This is a genomic window from Peptostreptococcaceae bacterium, from assembly GCA_016649995.1.
In the GTDB taxonomy this organism is placed as follows: Bacteria; Bacillota; Clostridia; order Peptostreptococcales; family BM714; genus BM714.
On the sequence record JAENWJ010000029.1, the window covers coordinates 1 to 19,686 of the forward strand.

Here is a 19,686-nt window from a genome sequence, read left to right on the forward strand (position 1 = left end):
CAACCTAACAATAATCTCTTCTTTTAAATGCTTATTACGATAATTAGCTATATCAGATGAAAACATGAAAAGCTTTGTATTTAGCGGGAACTGGGCGAATATTACTTCTCTATTTTTGATAGTGCTACTATAGTCTCGACATGTTTAGAATCCGTTAACATATCTATAATTTAATAAGTCACTATTATAAGTAAATAAAGGAACCTCATAATGAGATTCCTTTACTATTAATTCGTCTAATCAATTTGATATTTTTGTTATTTTTCTAAAAGGCAGTCAAAAGGCAGTCACGCGACTACTTTTAGGGTGCTAAACTCAGTAAATTCAATGGTTACAGTGTTTCTATTCTCTATTCCCACTCTATGGTCGAAGGCGGTTTGCTCGTTATGTCGTACACGATTCTATTTACACCGTCAACTTCGTTTACTATTCGGTTTGATATTTTCTCAAGCACGTCGTATGGAATGCGCGCCCAGTCAGATGTCATTCCGTCTGTGGATGTTACTGCGCGAATGCCAACAGTATGCACGTAAGTCCTTCCGTCGCCCATTACTCCAACGGACTTGATGTTTGGAAGCACTGTGAAGTACTGCCATATATGCCTCTCAAGGCCTGCTTTCTTTATTTCCTCTCTAAGAATAGCATCTGATTCACTGACGATTTCAATCTTCTCGTCTGTAATTTCTCCCAAAATCCTTATGGCGAGTCCCGGTCCCGGGAATGGCTGTCTCCAAACTATCTCGTCCGGAATCATTAGGCCCTCGCCAACGCGTCTAACCTCGTCCTTGAAGAGTTGTCTAAGCGGCTCGATTATCTCAAAGTCAACATCATCGGGGAGTCCCCCAACATTGTGATGGCTTTTTATAACCTCTGCCGTATCGGTTCCGCTTTCTATTACATCGGGATATACCGTTCCCTGAAGCAGATACTCCATCTTTCCAAGCTTTTCGGATTCCTCTTCGAAGACCCTTATGAATTCCTCTCCAATTATCTTACGCTTCTTTTCGGGATCGGATACGCCTTTGAGTTTGCCGAGAAAACGATCCTGGGCGTTGACCCTTATGAGCTTCATATGGTAGGTGTCCCTGAAGACCTGTTCCACTTGGTCTCCTTCGTCTTTCCTGAGCAGACCGTGGTCTACGAAAACACAGGTCAGTTGGTCGCCTATGGCTCTTTGAACCAGCACCGCTGCCACAGAGGAATCGACTCCTCCTGAAAGCGCGCATAGGACCCTCTTTTTTCCCACTTTTTCTTTTATCTCTTTTATGCTTTTTTCTATGAAATCCTTCATATTCCAGTCTCCCGTACATCCGCAGATCTCGTACAGGAAGTTCTTTATGAGTTTTCTTCCGAAGGCAGTATGCTCAACTTCCGGATGGAACTGAACTCCGTAGAGTTTTTTCGCTTCGTTCTTCATTGCCGCGACCGGACAATTGTCAGTCTTTGCCGTAACCGTAAATCCTTCAGGGGTTTTTTCAACAAAATCAGTATGGCTCATCCAACCGATTGACCCGGATTCAATCTCCCAAAAAAAATCATCCTGCTCTAAAATTTCAATTTTCACTTTGCCGTATTCCCTCTGTCTAGCTTTTGAGACCTTGCCTCCAAAGGTTTGCGCCATAAGCTGTCCGCCATAGCATATTCCAAGTACAGGAATCCCAAGCTCGAATATTTCCCTGGAAATACTCGGAGCACCCTCCTCGTAGACACTTGCCGGTCCGCCTGTGAAGATAATTCCTTTCGGATTTCTTTCCTTTATAACCTCTATTGATGTTTTATACGACATGACTTCGCAATATACATTGGTCTCTCTGACCCTTCTTGCAATAAGCTGGTTGTATTGACCTCCGAAGTCGATGACCAGAATAAGATCTCTTTCCATTAACATGTTACCTCCAGTTGTTTATTCATCCACCGATACGCTATAGTTCGGTGCTTCCTTGACTATATACACATCGTGGGGATGACTTTCCTTAAGCCCCGCACCTGTAATTCTAATGAATTTTCCATCATTAATCAAGTCTTGAATGGAAGGTGTCCCGCAATAACCCATTCCGGACTTGAGTCCGCCAATAAGTTGGAAAACGATTTCCCCCAAATAGCCTTTGAATGGAACGCGACCCTCGATGCCTTCCGGTACGAATTTCTTAGCATTTTCCTGGAAGTACCTGTCTTTGCTTCCCGCCTTCATAGCGGCCAAAGAACCCATGCCTCTGTATGCCTTGAAGCGCCTGCCTCTGTAAAGCACGGTTTCGCCCGGACTTTCTTCGGTCCCTGCAAACAAAGAACCCATCATGCAAACCTGAGCCCCTGCGGCTATTGCCTTTACGATATCTCCCGAAAATTTTATTCCGCCATCGGCGATAATCGGTATTCCATATTTTGCTGCGGCTTTTGCGCAATCGTAGATTGCCGTGATTTGCGGAACCCCTATTCCGGCAATGACGCGCGTCGTACATATTGAACCCGGTCCGATTCCGACCTTGACGGCGTCCGCACCCGCTTCAATTAGGGATTCTGTAGCTTCAGCCGTTGCAACATTTCCTACAATCAGTTGCAGCTCGGGGAATGTTCTCTTTATTTGTTTTGTCGCATCAAAAACACCCTTTGAATGTCCATGGGCAGTATCAACGACAATAACATCAACCCCGGCCTTCACAAGTGCTTCGACTCTCTCCATTACATTTCCCGTCACGCCGACAGCCGCTCCGCAAAGAAGCCTTCCGCTTTCATCGGTAGCACGGTTAGGATACTTTATGGCTTTCTCAATATCCTTTATGGTTATAAGCCCTTTCAAGTGTCCTGTTTCATCTACTATCGGAAGCTTTTCGATCTTCCACTTTTTAAGTATGTTTTCGGCTTCCTTCATGGAAGTGCCTTCCTTGGCTGTTATTAGTCTATCCTTTGTCATTACATCTTTAATTACAACTTCGGGATCGTTTTCGAAACGAACGTCTCTATTGGTGAGAATGCCTACAAGTATGTTTTTTTCATCGGTTATGGGGACTCCGGATATATGATATCTGCTCATTAGTTCGAGTGCGTCCTCAAGTTTGTGATTCGGAGAAAGATAGAAAGGATCTGTAATTACGCCGTGCTCGCTTCTTTTTACCTTGTCCACCTCCATTGCCTGCGCTTCGATGGACATATTTTTATGGATGATTCCAATGCCTCCCTCTCTGGCCATTGAAATAGCCATTTTAGCCTCGGTAACAGTATCCATTCCGGCACTCATGAGGGGTATGTTCAGCTTTATGCTCTTGGTCAATTGCGTTTTCAAATCAACCTGTCCCGGCAGAACCTCGGACTTCTGCGGCACCAATAGAACATCATCAAATGTGAGACCTTCTTTTAAAAATTTTTCTTCCATATCGACCATCCTTTCTATTATTTTGGGAATACGAAAAAAATCCAGAACAATTTCGAGTGAAATTATTCCGGATTCATGCATCAAATAACTTCACTTGTAGTCAGACAATTTACGGTTGACCGGTAGAAACTCATGGACCATATCTCCATTATTATACAAGTGTTTATATCTTTCTAAATCTATTATGTTGTTAACTAAAATATCAGATATAGTTTTGTTTGTCAACCGCAAACTGTTCAGATAAAGTACATACTTTTCCGCTGTACCCGTAGGAGAAGAAATCCCCATTGAGCTATATAAAACCTCCGCACAATTGCTCGCCTTTATTTACATGTTGAAAAAAGGCGATGCATAGCAAATGCTACAGCTTTGATTCAATTGCCTTTATTGTCTCATCCAGCACCTTTATGCGTGCGTAGTACTTGTCCACCGATTCTATTATAACCCAAGGCGCAAAGGATGTGCTCGTCCTAAGGAGCATTTCATCCACAGCCTCTGAATACTCATCCCATTTTTTTCTGTTTTTCCAGTCGTCCTCTGTTATCTTCCAAGACTTCAAGGGGTCGCTTTGCCTTTCCTCGAAGCGACGCAGCTGCTCTTCCTTGTCTATCTCGAGCCAAAACTTTCTGATTACCGTTCCTGCATTGGCCAAGTTTTCCTCCATCTCGTTTATTTCCTTGAATGAACGCTTCCATTCCTCCCTAGAACATAATCCTTCCACCCTCTCGACCAAAACACGTCCGTACCAGCTACGATCGAATATTGCGATATGACCGGTCTTTGGCATCTCGTTCCAAAACCTCCAGAGATAGTGGTGTCCCCTCTCATTCTCGTTTGGAGCAGAAACCGGTATAACTTCGTATCCTCTCGGGTCAAGCCTCCGGGTAAGTCGTTTTATGTTTCCGCCCTTTCCTGCGGCGTCCCAACCCTCGTAGGCAAGCACAACTGGTATCTTGCGCCTATATATCTCATAACCCAGTTCACTGATGCGTTTCTGCTTTTCCCTCCGCTGTTTCTTGTATTCTTTCTTTTCAAGCGACACAGTCAAATCCACCGACTTCAATATTGATGCATTCATTTCCGCCATTGGATAGATATTTTTTTCATTATTCGGAGCCGCCTCTTCTTTTGGAGCCTCGGCAAGCGCTAGACGCTTCTCAAGAACCTTTAGCACTGTAAAATACATCTTTGCCGCAGCAAATCGCCTGTTCGTGCCTTCTATTATCGTCCATTGGGCGTACTCATTGTCAGTTTCACGGATGGTCTCTTCAACAGCCTTAAGATATTCATCATAGTTATTGTTCTGTTTCCAATCCTTTTTTGTAACCCTCCAGCTGGTGGCTTCTTTAGATTCCAACTTCTTGAAGCGCTTCTTCTGTTCCTCCTTGGATATGTGAATGAATAACTTTATGACTACATAACCGTCGTCTGTCAGTTGGCGCTCAAATGAACGTATTTCTCCATAGGCTTCGACCAATTTCCTGCTGTCAATACTTTTGTTTATCCTCTCTTCAAATGTCCTATGGTACCAACTCTTGTCAAAAACAGCCAAAACTCCACGCGTTGGTATCTTCTTCCAAAAACGCTGCAAGTAAGGCATGCGAAGCTCATCGCATTGCGGATCACCAATTGTATGTACCGAAAACCCACGCGGATCCATTGGCAGTATCATCTGGTTTATGAGGGAACCCTTTCCCGCTGCGTCCCATCCCTCGAAAACAACGATTACCGGAATATTTTTTTCCTTCAATCTCCTCTGGATAGCACCGATTCTCGACTCATATGTCTTTTCGGCCTCTTTGTATTCGCTTTTCGACAAATCCTTGTTCAATTCTATTTTCTCAAACATTTGACTCCCCTTTCCGAATATCATTTAATTTAATTTTACCCATTCGTCTTAATGCTCAAACCCGGCAAAAATCGCAAATGAATGAATGAGGCTCGTCTCTATGATATTAATAGAAGATACACCTCTTGACGAAATACGATTCATACTCTTTGGAGAAAGCGATTTCAAAATATATGAAAGCAATTATAGAAACATTTTCAATCTTTACTAATTATATGATCATATTTATCTGAATTTTCTGTTATATTGTTTGCCTTTTTTAAATCTGGGTAATATTAATTAATATATAATTATTATATCAATTGATAAAAGAGAGGTGATGAAAATGACTAACTACATTGTCCGGTTCAAAAGCATGTCAGATTTAAAGAAATACACAAAGATATTGCGCAAAGAAAAAGGTGTAAAGGGACGCATGCAGGTAGTTTCTGATAGAAAGGAATATGATCGCGAGAAAGAAAATTATGTTTCCGGCGTAATGCTGGGAAAATACAATGAGGTTTCAGCATTACACATTGCCTACGCAAAAAGCGGAATGATTATCGGAGCAATCGTTGGAGGCGTTTCATCCCTCATGGCAGTATACCTCGGGCTCAATTCCGTATCTTTAACAACTATTCCGGTAGTTGTATCCCTTGTGATCGTTTTCTACGGAGCAACCGTCGGTTCATTGATTGGGCTAATGATTGGAAATATGTTCAAGCATCGTGAAGAAAGCTCATATAATGGAGAATACACACTCTTCATAAGTGATGTGGAAGAAAACAAGCGGGATGTCATAGTCCAAAATGCCGAAAAAAACAACTCATATGAAATCAAAGAATATGGTCTCACATTTTAGTTTTACAACCAACAAATGCCCGGCGATATTGAACTGACCCATATCAAATAGACAAATAATTAAATTAAACTTATGCCCAAAGTGCTTGGTTTCGATATTCCATCGGAGCTAAGCACTTTAATCTTTTTTTGAAAACGCCCTTCGTTCCACGCAGCAAGATACGCGATGCACGGCCAAACTTCATCATGCTCCAGAAGTAAATTCATACATTGCTCGCTCTCGCTCTTTTTACCGCAAAAATCGAGGTGTCCGCATAAAGCGTACATAGCGATCACATAATTCAGGTCGTCCTGCTCCTGCCTAAGCGCTGATGCGGCTTGTTCCCATGAGCTTTCTCCGCACAATACCGAAACGGCAAGCAGATAGGCCGTATGGTGCCCAACCTTCATATCGGCATGATAGTATTTAAGCATAGTGGCTTCCCGACCGGCACGAAGACAGCTGAGGGTATGCCAGTATATGACCGCTATTGCCATCTCATCGCCGCAGGGCAGGCATTCCGTAAACCAATCCATCGCCCTTCCGTAATCGTTTTGCAGATAACAGGCGATGCCAAGCGGATATGCAACCATTTTTCTGTCAGCGCCAAGTTCGAGGCAGCGCCGGTAGCCTGCCATAGCTACTTCAAAATGCCGAAGCGTCAAATCAGTTCCAGCCATGCTGTAAAACAGCTTCCAGTCGTCCGTGCGGATACGAGCGGCATTTTGATAGGCTTGCACCGCTTCCCGAAAACGATATTGCTTGGCGAGCGCATTGCCAAGATGAAAGCGACTCAGATAATCATCCGATTCCCGAAGCCAGAACATATCTCCGGTATCTTCGACAGTGCAGGGCTCATTGCCAAGCTGAGTGTTCAAAGGAGCTCGTATTTGTTCCGCCATCACTGCTCCTCAATCATCCGGATCACTTCCGTGATGCTAACGTCCTTTTCCTTTGCAATTCTTGAAAGATCGTCATACTCGTACTTAAAGCGGCTCACACCGTATCCAACGGAATCCTTGCGCCGCACTACACCGTATGGAGTTTGCAGGGGCGTTATACTGCGCTCCAGCTCATATCGATTACAAACGACTTCTCGTATGCCGATAGTTGTGGTGTACTTGAATACAGCTCTCACTACAGTTTCCTTATCCTGTTCACGGCACAGTATGCGGATAAGCGTTCCCGGACGGGATTTTTTCATGCCGACTGGCACGGTAAAGACTTCAAGCGCACCGGCATCAAAGAGCCTGCCCATCGCAAAGCCGATTTCCTCTGCGGTCATATCGTCCACATTGCAGTTGAGCTCAAGTACCCGGTCACACTGATCCGCAGTTTCACCAAGCAAAGCCCGCACACAGTTTGCCGCTTCAAAATCCTTCTTGCCCATGCCATAGCCGATAGTTTTTGTCTTTATAACAGGCATATCACCGAAGGATGTTGCAAAATACTTCAGCAGCGCAGCTCCGGTGGGTGTGCAAAGCTCGCCCTTGATTCCGCCGCCGTATATCGGCACATCGCGCAGGATATATGCTGTTGCTGGTGCGGGGACAGGCAGAATACCGTGCGCACAGCGCACATGACCGCTGCCCACATGGACAGGAGAGACTATGACCTGCTTGGGAGCAAGCTTCTCCATCAAAAGGCAGACCGCCGTGATATCCGCGATAGCATCCATTGTTCCAACTTCATGGAAATGGATATCGGAAACTGGTACGCCGTGCGCATGGCTTTCCGCTTCAGCAATCATGGCATAGACAGCCAGAACATCCGCCCTCACCTTGAGCGAGAGCTTCAAGTCCTTAATAATACACTCAATTTCGTGCATCCCGCTGTGATGATGCGACTGCCCGGCATTCAGCGCGTGTTCATGTTCTTGGTCATGGGTGTGTTCATGTTCTTGGTCATGATCGTGATGGTGTTCATGTCCGTGCAAGTCTCCGGCTTCTTCCTCCTCGCCGTCAACGGTCACGGTGACGTGCGTGCCGGTGATGCCGCATTTTATGGATAATTCTTTTTTTACTTCAACGCCCGGAATGCCAAGACCGTTCAGTTCGGCAAGGAAGGCTTCCTGATCGGGCAGAAGCTCCAACAAGGCAGCCGTCAGCATATCCCCGGCTGCGCCCATACCGCAATCAAAATATAGTGCTTTCATTTCACTTTCGCCTCCATATGATTGATCATGCTTGCCATATACCCAGCTCCGAAGCCATTATCTATGTTGACGACAGACACGCCACTTGCGCAGGAGTTGAGCATTGACAGCAGCGCGGATATTCCACCGAAGGACGCACCATAGCCAACGCTCGTGGGCACGGCAATCACCGGGCAGTCGGCAAGCCCACCGATCACGCTGGCAAGTGCGCCCTCCATGCCAGCGATGGCGATGATGACGCTGGCATTCATGATATCGTCCAGATACGCCAGAAGTCGGTGCAGTCCGGCGACGCCAACATCATACAGCCGTATCACCTCGTTGCCCAGAACCTCCGCTGTCAAAGCGGCCTCTTCGGCCACAGGAATGTCGCTGGTGCCGCCGGTGGCTACGACGATTTTTCCAATCCCATCAGGCTTGGGCAGATCGCCGATGATGCCGATCCGCGCCTCGGCATGATAGGTCAGCGCGTAAGTCTTTTCTATCTCCGCTGCAGAAGCCTTATCCAGCCGAGTAATTAGTGTAGTATTCTGGTTATTTTTTCGCATGATGTCTGTAATGCCGACGATTTGCTCCGGCGACTTTCCTGCTCCGTAAATAACCTCGCCGACACCCTGACGGAGCGCTCTGTGCAGATCGACCTTGGCATAGCCTATATCCTCAAAGGGAACTAGCTTCAGCTTAAAAACGGCCTCTTCCACAGACAAACTACCATTTTTAACATCCTCCAGTATTTGTTTGATGGAAGTATTCATGCTCTCACCTCCAAGTCCAGCAATACGTCATCATAGTACTTATTCAGTTCTTTAACGATAGCGGCACGGTTCTCCAGCAACTTATCAAACTGAACGGACGGAAGTTGAATTTTTGCTGCCGCGCCTAGCATACGTATGCGAAAATCCGTGAAGCCCAAGGAAAACAAAAAATTCTCAGCCATTTCGGTCTGCTCCAGCTTCTCCTTTGTGATTTTCTCCCCCGTAGGAATCCTGGTCGCAAGGCAGGCATAAGCGGGCTTGTCCCATGTGAACAGCTCCGCATCCTTAGACAGCCGCCGGATATCGTTTTTGGTCAGGCCACATTCCCGCAACGGCGAGAAAACAGATAGCTCACGCAACGCACGCATTCCCGGTCTATCGCCCGCTTCGTCGGAAGCGTTTGTGCCGTCAATAAGCGTCGTATAACCATCCGTCAAAGCGTGCTTTGCTATCGTGCTGAAAATTAACCGTTTACAATAATAACAGCGATCTGATGGGTTTGCCGCAACATCTGGAAGCGATAGAACATCGGCCTCTATGACACTCATATCTGCGTTCAATTGTGTCACCAGTTTTTTTGCGTCGTTCATTTCAAACTGAGGCTGGAAGGCAGATTTAACATAATACGCCCGCACCTTCGCGCCGCTGCTTATCGCCGCATAAAGCAGATATGTTGAATCCACACCTCCGGAAAAGGCGACCGCCACCCGATCATGCGCCTGAAAGAATGTCAATAGTTCCATAAGTTCACCTCCTCTATACAAACAGTGTATTTGTTGAATATTTTCTCTTTTTAAGAAAAGCGGTTCTCCCGATAGACAGCAGAACCGCTCTCTAGTTGTCTATTTTTATTTTTTTTTGAAAAGCGCGACTTTGACAACGCCTTTCGGGTCTTTGATAAGCACAATAGCCAGCCAGATAATTAGACCGAGCGCTACAACTGACAGACCGAGATAGAAATCGTTGAGCATATCCACTGGCGCGGGCATAAAATACTCGGCTTGTAGCTCGGCATATTCAAAGATCGCATCGACTAGCCACATGATAGAAGCGCCCCAGTACATCCAGCAGAGGATGCCGACATTCATTTCGTTCTTCGGAGCGTTTTTATACCAGATAATTGTGCAGATGATTGCCGCGAATACGGTGGTAAGCAGTGTCATACAGACCCCTCTATTCCAGCGACAGGTTGAGCTTTCAGTGCCCGTTTCTCAATGACACTTGAAACGACCAGTATACCAATCCAAACCGCTGTCACAAGGACAGCCATCGCGACGCCCGCAGTGGACATCTCATGCAGCATCTCCGCCGCATCCGATGGATTGCCTGCAGCTGTTATAAATGGGAACCACGGTACTACTTCACCGTGCCACACATGCTCGAAGGCCAGCAGAACAGAGCCGCCCCAGAGCAGATTGGTGAGCCATTTCAACTTTCTGGAAAATGGGATTTCAGTCTCCATTTCAAATCCACCAGTTTCGGTCGCAATCTTCAGAGCTTCAAGCTCTTTTTCCTTCGACTGCATTACCTTTGTTGCAACCGTCGTTACGATGGCTTCGGCTGCGGGAATAAGAAAACATGCCATAAATATCTCCTCCTTGTTTTTTTTATCCGATGTTACTCAGCGCTAAATGCACTATTGCTATAAAACCGTAAAAGAGAACAACAAAAAAAGGTATACGGATTCTCTTCAGAAAAACCATATACCTTCATAGTATACATATCGTGCGGAACAATATCGGATTATCGTTGAAGCGCTTCAGCGCTTTCTGCTTGGCTTCATACCAATCTTAAATAATTATATAGGATAATTATGAGTTTTGCAAGTTGTTTTCACTTGCACTCAACTTGATTTTCCGATTTCTTCGATTGCATTCTGAATAAGACGACTGACCCCCAATTCAGGAACTCCGACGACGATGTTGTCGCAATGGTTAACAGGAATAAGTATGCGCTTTGCAGTGCTTTGACCAACTGCCAAAGCCATTGCCGGTGTCACTTCACCTAAAAGCGAGTCAACAATGACAATCCCGATGGGGCCTACAATTATATCCGCCTTTCGGCAACCTACTATAACGGCATTTTCGCCAGTAGCCGCATTATCCGCACCAGCTTTTAACATAGCTGATGTGGCAGCACTATTTGTACCAACCGCTGTGATAACTGCGCTAGGAATACTTCGCTTAATTGCGGTAACAAGCTGTTTTCCAATTCCACCACCTTGTGCATCGATTATTAATATATTCATTTGAGTACATCTCCGAGCATTTGTTTTTTTATTGATTGCTGCACGCTTCTTTTGCTCTTTATTCTTTTACTCTTTTGCTGCCTGCTGCACGCCAAAAAGCAGTAGCAAGTGGAAGGTAGCAAGATGCAAGTAAAAAAACGAAAAACGAAAAATACAACATACCAAATCGTTCAATACAAATAAATTGCCAATTGTTCTTATATTTTATCTTTCTTCTTTTATCTTTCCACTTTCTACTTTCTACTTTCTGCTGTCTTATTACATCATTCCAGGCATTCCGCCCATTCCACCCTGCATTCCGCCCATTGAAGATTCAGGTTCAGGAATATCTACAACAGCCGCTTCGGTTGTAAGGAAAAGCGCCGAAATGGAAGCCGCATTTTGAAGCGCCGAACGTGTAACCTTTGTAGGATCTACGATGCCGGCTTTGAGCATGTCTACATACTCGCCCTTCAAAGCATCAAAGCCCATTCCCGGTTCGCTTGCTTTAAGCTTTTCAACAACCACAGAACCTTCAAGCCCTGCATTTGCAACTATTTGTCTTACAGGCTCCTCAAGTGCGCGCTTAATAATCATGGCACCTGTTTTTTCATCGCCTTCAAGACCTTCGATAAGTTTCTCGATTTTTGGAATGATATTGATAAAAGCAGTTCCTCCACCGGGAACTATTCCCTCTTCTACTGCCGCACGAGTTGCGTTCAAAGCATCTTCTATCCTGAGTTTTCTTTCCTTCATCTCAGATTCTGTAGCCGCTCCAACTTGTATTACAGCAACTCCACCGGACAGCTTGGCAAGTCTTTCTTGAAGCTTCTCTATGTCAAAGTCCGAAGTGCTTTCTTCTATTTGAGCTTTGATTTGGTTGATTCTATCCTTGATTTCTTGCTCTTTTCCGGCTCCATCTATGATGGTAGTGTTTTCCCTGGATACCTTAATCGTATTTGCGGTTCCAAGCATTTCAAGAGTAGCTTCCTTCAATTCCAAGCCAACCTCTTCGGAAATAACTGTTCCACCTGTAAGAGTAGCTATGTCAGCAAGCATTGCCTTTCTTCTGTCTCCGAATCCCGGAGCCTTTACTGCAACCGCTTCGAATGTTCCTCTAAGTTTGTTGACAACCAAAGTAGCAAGAGCTTCGCCTTCGATGTCTTCAGCTATAATCAACAACTTCTTGCCCTGCTGCACTATCTTTTCAAGAATAGGGAGAATCTCCTGAATATTGCTAATCTTTTTGTCTGTTATTAGAATGTAAGGATTACTTAGTACCGCTTCCATTTTATCGGTATCTGTTACCATGTATGGCGAAAGGTATCCTCTGTCGAATTGCATTCCCTCAACTACTTCAAGGTGAGTGCCCATGGTCTTGCCTTCTTCAACGGTTATGACTCCGTCCTTGCCGACCTTGTCCATTGCATCCGCGATGAGGCTGCCAATATTTTCATCAGAAGCTGATATCGAAGCAACCTGTGCTATAGCTTCCTTGTTTTCAATCATCTTTGAATTGCCTTTTATTTCTTCAACTGCCAATTCAACAGCCTTCTCGATGCCTTTTTTAAGAATCATCGGGTTCGCGCCTGCTGCAACATTTCTGAGTCCTTCTCTAATTATTGCTTGAGCCAAAATGGTAGCTGTTGTAGTTCCGTCGCCGGCAACATCGTTTGTTTTAGTTGCAACTTCCTTTACAAGCTGGGCTCCCATGTTTTCGTACGCGTCTTCAAACTCGATTTCCCTTGCAATTGTAACACCGTCATTGGTTATTAGCGGGGATCCGAACTTCTTGTCAAGAATTACATTTCTTCCTTTAGGTCCAAGTGTCACTTTGACCGTGTTAGCCAGTTTATTTACGCCTTCTTCAAGCTTTTTTCTGGCGTCTTCACCAAATTTAATTTCTTTAGCCATTTTATTCCCTCCGTATTATCGTTTAGTCTATTCTACTATTGCAAGAATATCGCTCTGCTTTACAATCGTATACTCTTCGCCGTCATATTTAACCTCAGTGCCAGAATACTTTGAAAAGATAACCGTATCACCAACAGCAACCTGCATTTCCACTTCATTGCCTTCAACCATTCCACCCGGTCCTACTGCCACTACCTCAGCCATCTGCGGTTGTTCCTTGGCTTGGCCCGGAAGTACGATTCCGCTCTTTGTCTTCTCAATGGCATCCACCTTCTTTATTACGACTCTGTCCCCTAATGGTTTGATGTTCACTAAAAGCCCTCCTTTTATGTTCTATTATTTGTTTGTTTGATTATTAGCACTCTCTTTTGTTGAGTGCTAACCCAACTACTACTTTAATACAAATATCAAAAAAATACAACTCATTTGACAAATTATTTAAATATTTATTAACGAAAAACGAAAAGCGACCCCAATTGAAAACAATTCAATAGAGGCCGCTTTTCACAACAAAATAAATGAGAGGCATGAAAATGGCCGGAATCATGTTTCCAACCCTTATCTTTTTGAAATCAAGCATGTTTAGGCCCATGGCCATAATCAGCAACCCACCTATTGCAGACATTTCGGTAACGACGGATTCCACAAGAAACTGCTTGAGAAATGATGCCGCTATAACTATGCTTCCCTGATATAGCAATACCGATACCGATGAAAAAAGCACCCCTATTCCAAGCGTTGAGGCAAGAACAATATCTATCACCCCGTTAATCACCGACTTAGCATAAAGGATTTGGTGATTTCCTGTGAGCCCTCCCTCCAGAGCGCCGATTATCGCCATCGATCCCACGCAATGCAAAAGCGTGGCCGTGACAAAACCCTTGGAAAAAGAATTCCCGCCTCCTGCCATCTTTTTCTCCATCCAGAGCCCCAGTTTTTCAAGTCTTCCCTCTATGTCCCAGTATTCTCCCAAAAAACTCCCCAAAAACAGACTTATTATTACAAAAGGAACACTCTGAACCTTGAGCGCATTCTGTATTCCCATCAGTATGATCGCTAGGGCTATAGACTTAATTATTGTCTGATTGTATCTTTCAGTTATCCTTTTGCCAAAAAGAAGTCCTATTGTGCTTCCTATTATTATGCCTGCGGCATTGACTAGTGTTCCGAGCAAACAAATCCCTTCTTTCTGTTTTTTTTGGTGCTGTTGCAAAGGGCCTAAGCATCCTTTGGTTCGGGAACCTCGCTAATCACAATCCCTCCCAAAACGAACAATATTATGACGGCGAAAATGCCCAATCGCGAATTCCCCGAAACCTGTGAAACCACCGCAATGAGAAATGGCTGTTGTTATGGCAATTGAATATGCCGAATTTGCCCAATCATATAAAATCCAACTGCGTTCCTCTTTTTTCATGAAAGTCTTTTTTTTTTGCGCAAGCTTATATTTCAGACACTTCGTCTTTATTATATAATAAGAACAGCAATTAAATCCACAATATATGGGTATTATTTACTTGTGGAAAGGGGATTATCATGCCAGACATCATGTCTCACATATTAATGGGTTACGACGTTCTAAATGACCTGCCCAGCAGCAACAGCTTCAAACAGTCCGTAGCAAAGCATTCCGGTCTGGTGAACAACGGCCTTCAGGGTCCGGACCCATTCTATTACCTCGGGAATTTTCCTTTGGGCAAACGCTCTTTAGAATATATCGGCAATCTTATGCACAAAGCAAAAACCGGAGTTTTTCTATTAGATCTGATAGAATCCCTCGGCAGTTCCGATAGTTGCACGGAAATGAAAGCCGCCTGCCTTTGCGGACTAATATGCCACTATTGTCTTGACACAATATGCCACCCATGCATATTCTATTTTTCAGGATTCGACTATTCCGGCAATCAACCGACAGTTTCTTCAATCTCTATGAAAAAGCCACCGCAAATGCTGTCAAGCTAATATCAGCGGCAAACGACTACCTAAACGGCAACTGCGACAAAAGCGAGATTCAAGGCCTCTTCCCCGACCTTGATTACAACACAGGACTAAAAGGCAATGCGCCAATGGTTTTCCACAAGTGCCTATTCGATTAGAACCTCAAAAAAAACTAACCCCGCATTCCTTTCGGAATGCGGGGTATTTTGTTTTGGTATCAGCTTGAAATCGATTCGGCTTAGTACCAGCCTCTCCACTTCATTGCAGTTGCAACTATTCTTACTGATTTCATGAACGCTGCAGTTCTCATGTCTGTTTTGAACTCTTCTTTGATAGCCCAAATTTCGTCGAATGCCTTGTTCATGAGGTCTTCTTGTTTTCCTTGAACTTCATCAAATGTCCAGTAAAAGTTTTGAAGGTTTTGAACCCACTCGAAGTATGAAACTGTTACGCCGCCGGAATTTGCAAGAATGTCCGGAACGAGGAGAATTCCTCTTTCTTGAAGAACTGCGTCGCCTTCAATAGTAGTAGGTCCGTTTGCGCCTTCGCAAACAATCTTGGCATTGATTAATTTTGCAACTTCGCCTGTGATTTGTCCCTCAAGAGCTGCAGGAAGCAATACATCAACAGGAACGCTGAAGATATCTTTTCCGTCTGTTACTTTCTTTCCTTGGAATCCTTCGATAACCTTGTGTCCATCTTTGTATACATAATCGATAAGAGCAGGTATATCAAGACCGTTGTCATCAACCATTGTTCCGCTGATGTCTGCAATAGCTACAACTTTTGCTCCCAATTGATGTAGGAACAATGCTGTGAACGAACCGACATTTCCGAATCCTTGAACGGAAACTCTAGCGCCTTTCCATTCCAATCCAACTTTTTCAGCGGCTCTTCTAGCCATGAGTGCAACACCGTATCCTGTGGCCTCTGTTCTAGCCAAGGAACCGTTGAATGAAACAGGCTTACCTGTTATGCAGCCGGGCTCTTTATGTCTTCTAATCATTTCATATTCATCAATCATCCAAGCCATTATTTGTCCTGTAGTATTAACATCTGGAGCAGCAATGTCTACATTGTCTCCAATGAGGTCTGCAACGGCTCTTATATAACCTCTTGACAATCTTTGAAGTTCGCCTTCAGAAAGTTCTCTAGGATCTACGATGATTCCGCCTTTTGCGCCGCCATAGGGAATGCCGGTTACTGAACATTTGAAAGTCATCCAAGTTGAAAGAGCTTTAACTTCTTCAACCGATACATTTTGGTGGAACCTAATTCCGCCTTTTCCGGGGCCAACTGCATCACTATGTAGTGATCTGAAACCCTTGAAGCATTTGATTTTTCCATTGTCCATTTTTACAGGTATAGATACCTCGCAACATCTTTTCGGCTCTTTCAGCAATTCATATACAGCCGGATCTGCACCAAGAAGATCACAAGCTTTTTTGAGTTGTTTTTGTGCCATTTCATGTGGATTCAACGCTTTTTCTGCCATTTGATAGGCCTCCTCATAATAGTTTTTATATAGTTGTTGAATTGCAAACAATTTAATAATACCTTGTGAAAATTTTAACTTTTTTGCTATTCATAAAAACTCTTACATCACACATTTGTATAATAACATAGCTTTTTTTTATTGTAAATGTTACCCATTACTTTTTTTATTTAAAAATACTTCAAATATCCCCCATGGAATAAATAAACTCAAATTGTCACATTTACACTCAAAACACTTATTCCTAGCCGTTTTTTAATTTGAATGTTCACACTATTCTGTATTTCGCCTATTACTCTTTTTATAAAGGTTTGCTTTTCGCAGATAATTATTAAATTAACAATCATCTCTCCTTTGTAAAGCGATATTTCGGTTTTTTTAATTTTCTTAAGACCTTCTATAGGCTTCAATGCAAATTTTACAATGTCATTAACAACATGCTCCGATACGCTGACCTTTCCCCTTGGACCATCTAAAAGAACAACACTCATGAATCCACCTCCCATGAATTGTAGATATATCCCATCGACTTCATTATATCCCTTTATCAAAATATCGGCAAGAACACTCCCACCTCTAAGCAAAGCGTAGGTGGGGGATGAATTGCTGTGTAGAACGAATGTTCGACAAGTATCTAATTTCTTGGTATAATATGATTATAAGAGGTGATTATATTGTTGAAACACAAAGCATATAGATTCAGAATATATCCAAATAAAGCCCAACAGGTTTTGATTTCTAAAACGATTGGGTGCAGCCGCTTTGTGTTTAATAAGTCTTTAAATGATTGGAATAAATCATATGAAGAAACAGGTAAAGGTTTGTCGTATGGTCTTTGTTCTTCTGAATTGCCTGTACTGAAAAAAGAATTTCTTTGGCTTAGGGAAGTGGATTCCATCGCTCTTCAATCATCGGTTAGAAATCTTGCCGATGGATATACCCGGTTTTTCAAAAAGCAAAACGAAAAACCTCGTTTTAAATCCAAGAAGAATAAAGTTCAGTCCTATACCACAAAATTTGTAAACAACAACCTTGCAGTTATTGATAACAAAATCAAACTGCCCAAATTAGGACTTGTAAGGTTTGCAAAATCTCGAAATGTTGATGGGCGAATCATAAATGCCACAATCCGAAGAAATACAACCGGTAAATACTTCATCTCAATACTTGTTGAAACTAATATTGAGGCTTTGCTTAAAACCGGCAAATCTTGTGGTATAGACCTCGGACTCAAAGATTTTGCCATTGTTTCAAATGGCACAATCTATAAAAATCCAAGATGTTTTAGAAATCTTGAACAAAAACTGGCCAAGGAGCAGCGCATTCTTTCGAAACGAAATTTCGGCAGCAACAACTGGAAAAAACAAAGAGTTAAAGTTGCCAAAGTACACGAAAGAATATCAAATACCAGAAAAGACCATCTTCACAAAATTTCAACCGATATTATCAAAAGCCACGATATTATCGGGATTGAGGATCTTGCTCCGTTAAATATGCTGAAAAACCACAAGTTGGCCAAATCCATTGCTGATGCATCATGGTCCGAATTTCGAACTATGCTTGAATATAAGGCTGATTGGTATGGAAAAACCGTAGTTTCTGTTGACCGGTATTTTGCCTCTAGTCAGATTTGCTCGAATTGCGGATATCAAAATCCTGAGACAAAAGACTTAAAAGTCCGGTCATGGATTTGCCCAGAGTGTGGAATAAAACATAATCGTGATCTTAACGCAAGCATTAACATACACAATGAAGCCCTAAGGCTTCTAACCGCCGGGACGGCGGGGGTAGCCTGATTAAAACTAACCACTAGGTCGGTGTTTCCAGGAATCCCCCACCTCAATGCATTAGCATAGGTGGGGGTAGTTCAAACCGTCTTCAGAAAGTCCAAATGACATCTACTTTTCATTACTTGTTAATAAATTCTATTTCAAGCCATTTTTTTTCACTTTTTTCCATTGTTTAATCAATATTTTGTTGTATAATCACCTTGGATGATACTTTATTAAAGGAGGCGGAAATCTATGGCTTATAAAATTAGTGATGCTTGCATCAATTGCGGCGCTTGCGAAGCAGAATGTCCGGTAGACGCTATCACCGCAGGTGACAACACCTATGTTATCGACGCGGATTCATGCATTGACTGCGGCGCTTGTGCAAATGTGTGCCCAGTAGACGCTCCTCAACCGGAATAGTCGTCAAAAAGAAAAACCAAGGGAATCTCCCTTGGTTTATTTTTGTTTTTACAAATCTCAGTCTTTTATTCTGTATGTAACAGTAAGAAGGCTGTCTATAAGATGCACGTTCTCTACAATTACCCCTTCGGGCGTAGTTATATCGGTAGGTGCAAAGTTCCAAATTGCGCGAATCTTGCCCGCACGGCATAGCCTTGAAGCCACATCTTGTGCGTTCTCCTTATTTGTACAAACAAATGCTATGTCAATATCATTATTTTCAATATATTCCTCTATACCATCAAAGTCATATATCTTTATGTCCCTCATCATCATTCCAATAAGACGAGGATTGATGTCAAACATGGCTTTGCAATCGAATCCCGTTTTTTCGAAATTGGTATAGTTGACCAAAGCCTGTCCAAGATTCCCCGCCCCTATGATTACTATGTTGTAACCCTTGTCGAGGCCAAGTATCTTCCCTACTTCGCCGTGCAGTTCCCGAACATTGTATCCATAGCCCTGCTGACCGAAACCACCAAAATTGTTAAGATCCTGCCTTATCTGGGACGCAGTAAAACCCATGATGTCTCCAAGTTCCTTCGAGGAAATCTTCTCGATGTCCTTGTCCATCAAGTCTTTTAAATATCTATAATATTTTGGCAACCTTCTAATGGCAACCATCGAAACTTTATCCTTTTTTTCCATTGTAAAAACCCCTATACTTAAGATAATATTTCATCAACAAAATTATAGCATTCGGGAAATATTATGTCAAATATTTGTCAATTGGTTTTGCTTAAATATAATCAATCACACTGCTCAAAAAGGACTGAATCCATGATTACAATATCAGCCAAAAATTTAAATAAAAGTTTCGGCGTTGAATCCATATTGGAAGAAATAAGCTTCACAGTAAACAAAGGAGACAAGGTTGGGCTTATAGGCAAGAACGGCTCAGGAAAAAGCACCCTGTTCAAAATGCTCAC

21 protein-coding genes and 1 riboswitch are annotated in these 19,686 nt (G+C 43.2%); of the genes, 5 read left to right on the plus strand and 16 right to left on the minus strand.

The genetic code is table 11. The features are described from left to right. Nucleotides 1-349 precede the first annotated feature (349 nt). From guaA to pap, 3 genes are all read right to left on the minus strand, one after another. The gene (guaA, locus tag JJE29_06145) at nt 350-1,888 is read right to left on the minus strand and encodes a glutamine-hydrolyzing GMP synthase (GenBank protein ID MBK5252197.1); all 1,539 of its coding nucleotides are present in this window, start codon (nt 1,886-1,888) and stop codon (nt 350-352) included. A gap of 15 nt (nt 1,889-1,903) precedes the next feature. Then, the gene (guaB, locus tag JJE29_06150) at nt 1,904-3,370 is read right to left on the minus strand and encodes an IMP dehydrogenase (protein MBK5252198.1); all 1,467 of its coding nucleotides are present in this window, start codon (nt 3,368-3,370) and stop codon (nt 1,904-1,906) included. A 77-nt stretch (nt 3,371-3,447) separates the two neighbouring features. Next, a riboswitch (purine riboswitch) is annotated at nt 3,448-3,549 on the minus strand. 182 nt (nt 3,550-3,731) lie between these two features. Further along, nucleotides 3,732-5,219, minus strand: a complete 1,488-nt coding sequence (gene pap / locus JJE29_06155; protein ID MBK5252199.1) for a polyphosphate:AMP phosphotransferase — start codon at nt 5,217-5,219, stop codon at nt 3,732-3,734. A 325-nt stretch (nt 5,220-5,544) separates the two neighbouring features. Here pap and JJE29_06160 point away from each other — a divergent pair, with 325 nt between their 5' ends. After that, the gene (locus tag JJE29_06160; GenBank protein ID MBK5252200.1) at nt 5,545-6,060 is read left to right on the plus strand and encodes a hypothetical protein; all 516 of its coding nucleotides are present in this window, start codon (nt 5,545-5,547) and stop codon (nt 6,058-6,060) included. A 59-nt stretch (nt 6,061-6,119) separates the two neighbouring features. Here the strand turns inward: JJE29_06160 and JJE29_06165 are convergent, their stop codons facing one another. From JJE29_06165 to JJE29_06210, 10 genes are all read right to left on the minus strand, one after another. Next, on the minus strand, nt 6,120-6,941 hold the full coding sequence (locus JJE29_06165; GenBank protein MBK5252201.1) for a hypothetical protein: 822 nt from the start codon (nt 6,939-6,941) through the stop codon (nt 6,120-6,122). After that, nucleotides 6,941-8,194, minus strand: a complete 1,254-nt coding sequence (gene larC, locus JJE29_06170; GenBank protein ID MBK5252202.1) for a nickel pincer cofactor biosynthesis protein LarC — start codon at nt 8,192-8,194, stop codon at nt 6,941-6,943. The genes JJE29_06165 and larC overlap by 1 nt, the downstream gene beginning before the upstream one ends. Beyond that, nucleotides 8,191-8,949 (minus strand): nickel pincer cofactor biosynthesis protein LarB, encoded by a 759-nt coding sequence (gene larB / locus JJE29_06175; protein ID MBK5252203.1) that lies wholly within the window; start codon nt 8,947-8,949, stop codon nt 8,191-8,193. The genes larC and larB overlap by 4 nt, the downstream gene beginning before the upstream one ends. Further along, the gene (gene larE / locus JJE29_06180; protein MBK5252204.1) at nt 8,946-9,692 is read right to left on the minus strand and encodes an ATP-dependent sacrificial sulfur transferase LarE; all 747 of its coding nucleotides are present in this window, start codon (nt 9,690-9,692) and stop codon (nt 8,946-8,948) included. Before larE ends, larB begins: the two co-directional genes overlap by 4 nt. A 105-nt stretch (nt 9,693-9,797) precedes the next feature. Beyond that, complete coding sequence (locus JJE29_06185; protein MBK5252205.1) at nt 9,798-10,112, minus strand: hypothetical protein; 315 nt, start codon at nt 10,110-10,112, stop codon at nt 9,798-9,800. After that, nucleotides 10,109-10,534 (minus strand): hypothetical protein, encoded by a 426-nt coding sequence (locus JJE29_06190; protein MBK5252206.1) that lies wholly within the window; start codon nt 10,532-10,534, stop codon nt 10,109-10,111. Before JJE29_06190 ends, JJE29_06185 begins: the two co-directional genes overlap by 4 nt. 258 nt (nt 10,535-10,792) lie before the next feature. Further along, nucleotides 10,793-11,197 (minus strand): DUF3842 family protein, encoded by a 405-nt coding sequence (locus tag JJE29_06195; GenBank protein MBK5252207.1) that lies wholly within the window; start codon nt 11,195-11,197, stop codon nt 10,793-10,795. 258 nt (nt 11,198-11,455) lie between these two features. Next, nucleotides 11,456-13,090, minus strand: coding sequence for a chaperonin GroEL (groL, locus tag JJE29_06200; GenBank protein ID MBK5252208.1), 1,635 nt, complete (start codon nt 13,088-13,090; stop codon nt 11,456-11,458). 27 nt (nt 13,091-13,117) lie between these two features. Continuing rightward, nucleotides 13,118-13,402, minus strand: a complete 285-nt coding sequence (gene groES / locus JJE29_06205) for a co-chaperone GroES (GenBank protein MBK5252209.1) — start codon at nt 13,400-13,402, stop codon at nt 13,118-13,120. Nucleotides 13,403-13,577: 175 nt separating this feature from the next. Then, a complete protein-coding gene (locus JJE29_06210; protein ID MBK5252210.1) occupies nt 13,578-14,264 on the minus strand; it encodes a DUF554 domain-containing protein in 687 nt (228 codons plus the stop codon). A gap of 362 nt (nt 14,265-14,626) precedes the next feature. Between JJE29_06210 and JJE29_06215 the strand changes: the two genes are divergently transcribed. Then, complete coding sequence (locus tag JJE29_06215) at nt 14,627-15,052, plus strand: zinc dependent phospholipase C family protein (protein ID MBK5252211.1); 426 nt, start codon at nt 14,627-14,629, stop codon at nt 15,050-15,052. Nucleotides 15,053-15,266: 214 nt separating this feature from the next. Here JJE29_06215 and JJE29_06220 read toward each other — a convergent pair whose 3' ends face one another. Next, nucleotides 15,267-16,523 (minus strand): Glu/Leu/Phe/Val dehydrogenase, encoded by a 1,257-nt coding sequence (locus JJE29_06220; protein ID MBK5252212.1) that lies wholly within the window; start codon nt 16,521-16,523, stop codon nt 15,267-15,269. 209 nt (nt 16,524-16,732) lie between these two features. Continuing rightward, the gene (locus tag JJE29_06225) at nt 16,733-17,014 is read right to left on the minus strand and encodes a hypothetical protein (protein ID MBK5252213.1); all 282 of its coding nucleotides are present in this window, start codon (nt 17,012-17,014) and stop codon (nt 16,733-16,735) included. A gap of 183 nt (nt 17,015-17,197) precedes the next feature. Here JJE29_06225 and JJE29_06230 point away from each other — a divergent pair, with 183 nt between their 5' ends. Continuing rightward, nucleotides 17,198-18,319 carry a transposase gene (locus tag JJE29_06230; GenBank protein MBK5252214.1) on the plus strand — a complete coding sequence of 374 codons (1,122 nt, stop codon included), beginning with the start codon at nt 17,198-17,200 and terminating at the stop codon, nt 18,317-18,319. A gap of 228 nt (nt 18,320-18,547) precedes the next feature. Further along, nucleotides 18,548-18,718 (plus strand): 4Fe-4S binding protein, encoded by a 171-nt coding sequence (locus JJE29_06235; protein ID MBK5252215.1) that lies wholly within the window; start codon nt 18,548-18,550, stop codon nt 18,716-18,718. 57 nt (nt 18,719-18,775) lie between these two features. Here the strand turns inward: JJE29_06235 and JJE29_06240 are convergent, their stop codons facing one another. Beyond that, nucleotides 18,776-19,405 (minus strand): redox-sensing transcriptional repressor Rex, encoded by a 630-nt coding sequence (locus tag JJE29_06240; GenBank protein MBK5252216.1) that lies wholly within the window; start codon nt 19,403-19,405, stop codon nt 18,776-18,778. Nucleotides 19,406-19,537: 132 nt separating this feature from the next. On the opposite strand from JJE29_06240, the gene JJE29_06245 reads away from it, so the two are divergent. Next, the coding region (locus tag JJE29_06245) for an ATP-binding cassette domain-containing protein (protein ID MBK5252217.1) at nt 19,538-19,686 on the plus strand (149 nt) is incomplete at its 3' end.

Bases quoted from the DNA above. Each gene is read 5' to 3' on its own strand.
- pap (MBK5252199.1), bottom strand. From the start codon at position 5,219: ATGTTTGAGAAAATAGAATTGAACAAGGATTTGTCGAAAAGCGAATAC.
- JJE29_06225 (MBK5252213.1), bottom strand. From the start codon at position 17,014: ATGAGTGTTGTTCTTTTAGATGGTCCAAGGGGAAAGGTCAGCGTATCG.
- JJE29_06240 (MBK5252216.1), bottom strand. From the start codon at position 19,405: ATGGAAAAAAAGGATAAAGTTTCGATGGTTGCCATTAGAAGGTTGCCA.
- JJE29_06195 (MBK5252207.1), bottom strand. From the start codon at position 11,197: ATGAATATATTAATAATCGATGCACAAGGTGGTGGAATTGGAAAACAG.
- JJE29_06190 (MBK5252206.1), bottom strand. From the start codon at position 10,534: ATGGCATGTTTTCTTATTCCCGCAGCCGAAGCCATCGTAACGACGGTT.
- JJE29_06185 (MBK5252205.1), bottom strand. From the start codon at position 10,112: ATGACACTGCTTACCACCGTATTCGCGGCAATCATCTGCACAATTATC.
- JJE29_06215 (MBK5252211.1), top strand. From the start codon at position 14,627: ATGCCAGACATCATGTCTCACATATTAATGGGTTACGACGTTCTAAAT.
- larC (MBK5252202.1), bottom strand. From the start codon at position 8,194: ATGAAAGCACTATATTTTGATTGCGGTATGGGCGCAGCCGGGGATATG.
- JJE29_06220 (MBK5252212.1), bottom strand. From the start codon at position 16,523: ATGGCAGAAAAAGCGTTGAATCCACATGAAATGGCACAAAAACAACTC.
- JJE29_06235 (MBK5252215.1), top strand. From the start codon at position 18,548: ATGGCTTATAAAATTAGTGATGCTTGCATCAATTGCGGCGCTTGCGAA.
- guaB (MBK5252198.1), bottom strand. From the start codon at position 3,370: ATGGAAGAAAAATTTTTAAAAGAAGGTCTCACATTTGATGATGTTCTA.
- groL (MBK5252208.1), bottom strand. From the start codon at position 13,090: ATGGCTAAAGAAATTAAATTTGGTGAAGACGCCAGAAAAAAGCTTGAA.
- guaA (MBK5252197.1), bottom strand. From the start codon at position 1,888: ATGTTAATGGAAAGAGATCTTATTCTGGTCATCGACTTCGGAGGTCAA.
- larE (MBK5252204.1), bottom strand. From the start codon at position 9,692: ATGGAACTATTGACATTCTTTCAGGCGCATGATCGGGTGGCGGTCGCC.
- larB (MBK5252203.1), bottom strand. From the start codon at position 8,949: ATGAATACTTCCATCAAACAAATACTGGAGGATGTTAAAAATGGTAGT.
- JJE29_06165 (MBK5252201.1), bottom strand. From the start codon at position 6,941: ATGGCGGAACAAATACGAGCTCCTTTGAACACTCAGCTTGGCAATGAG.
- JJE29_06160 (MBK5252200.1), top strand. From the start codon at position 5,545: ATGACTAACTACATTGTCCGGTTCAAAAGCATGTCAGATTTAAAGAAA.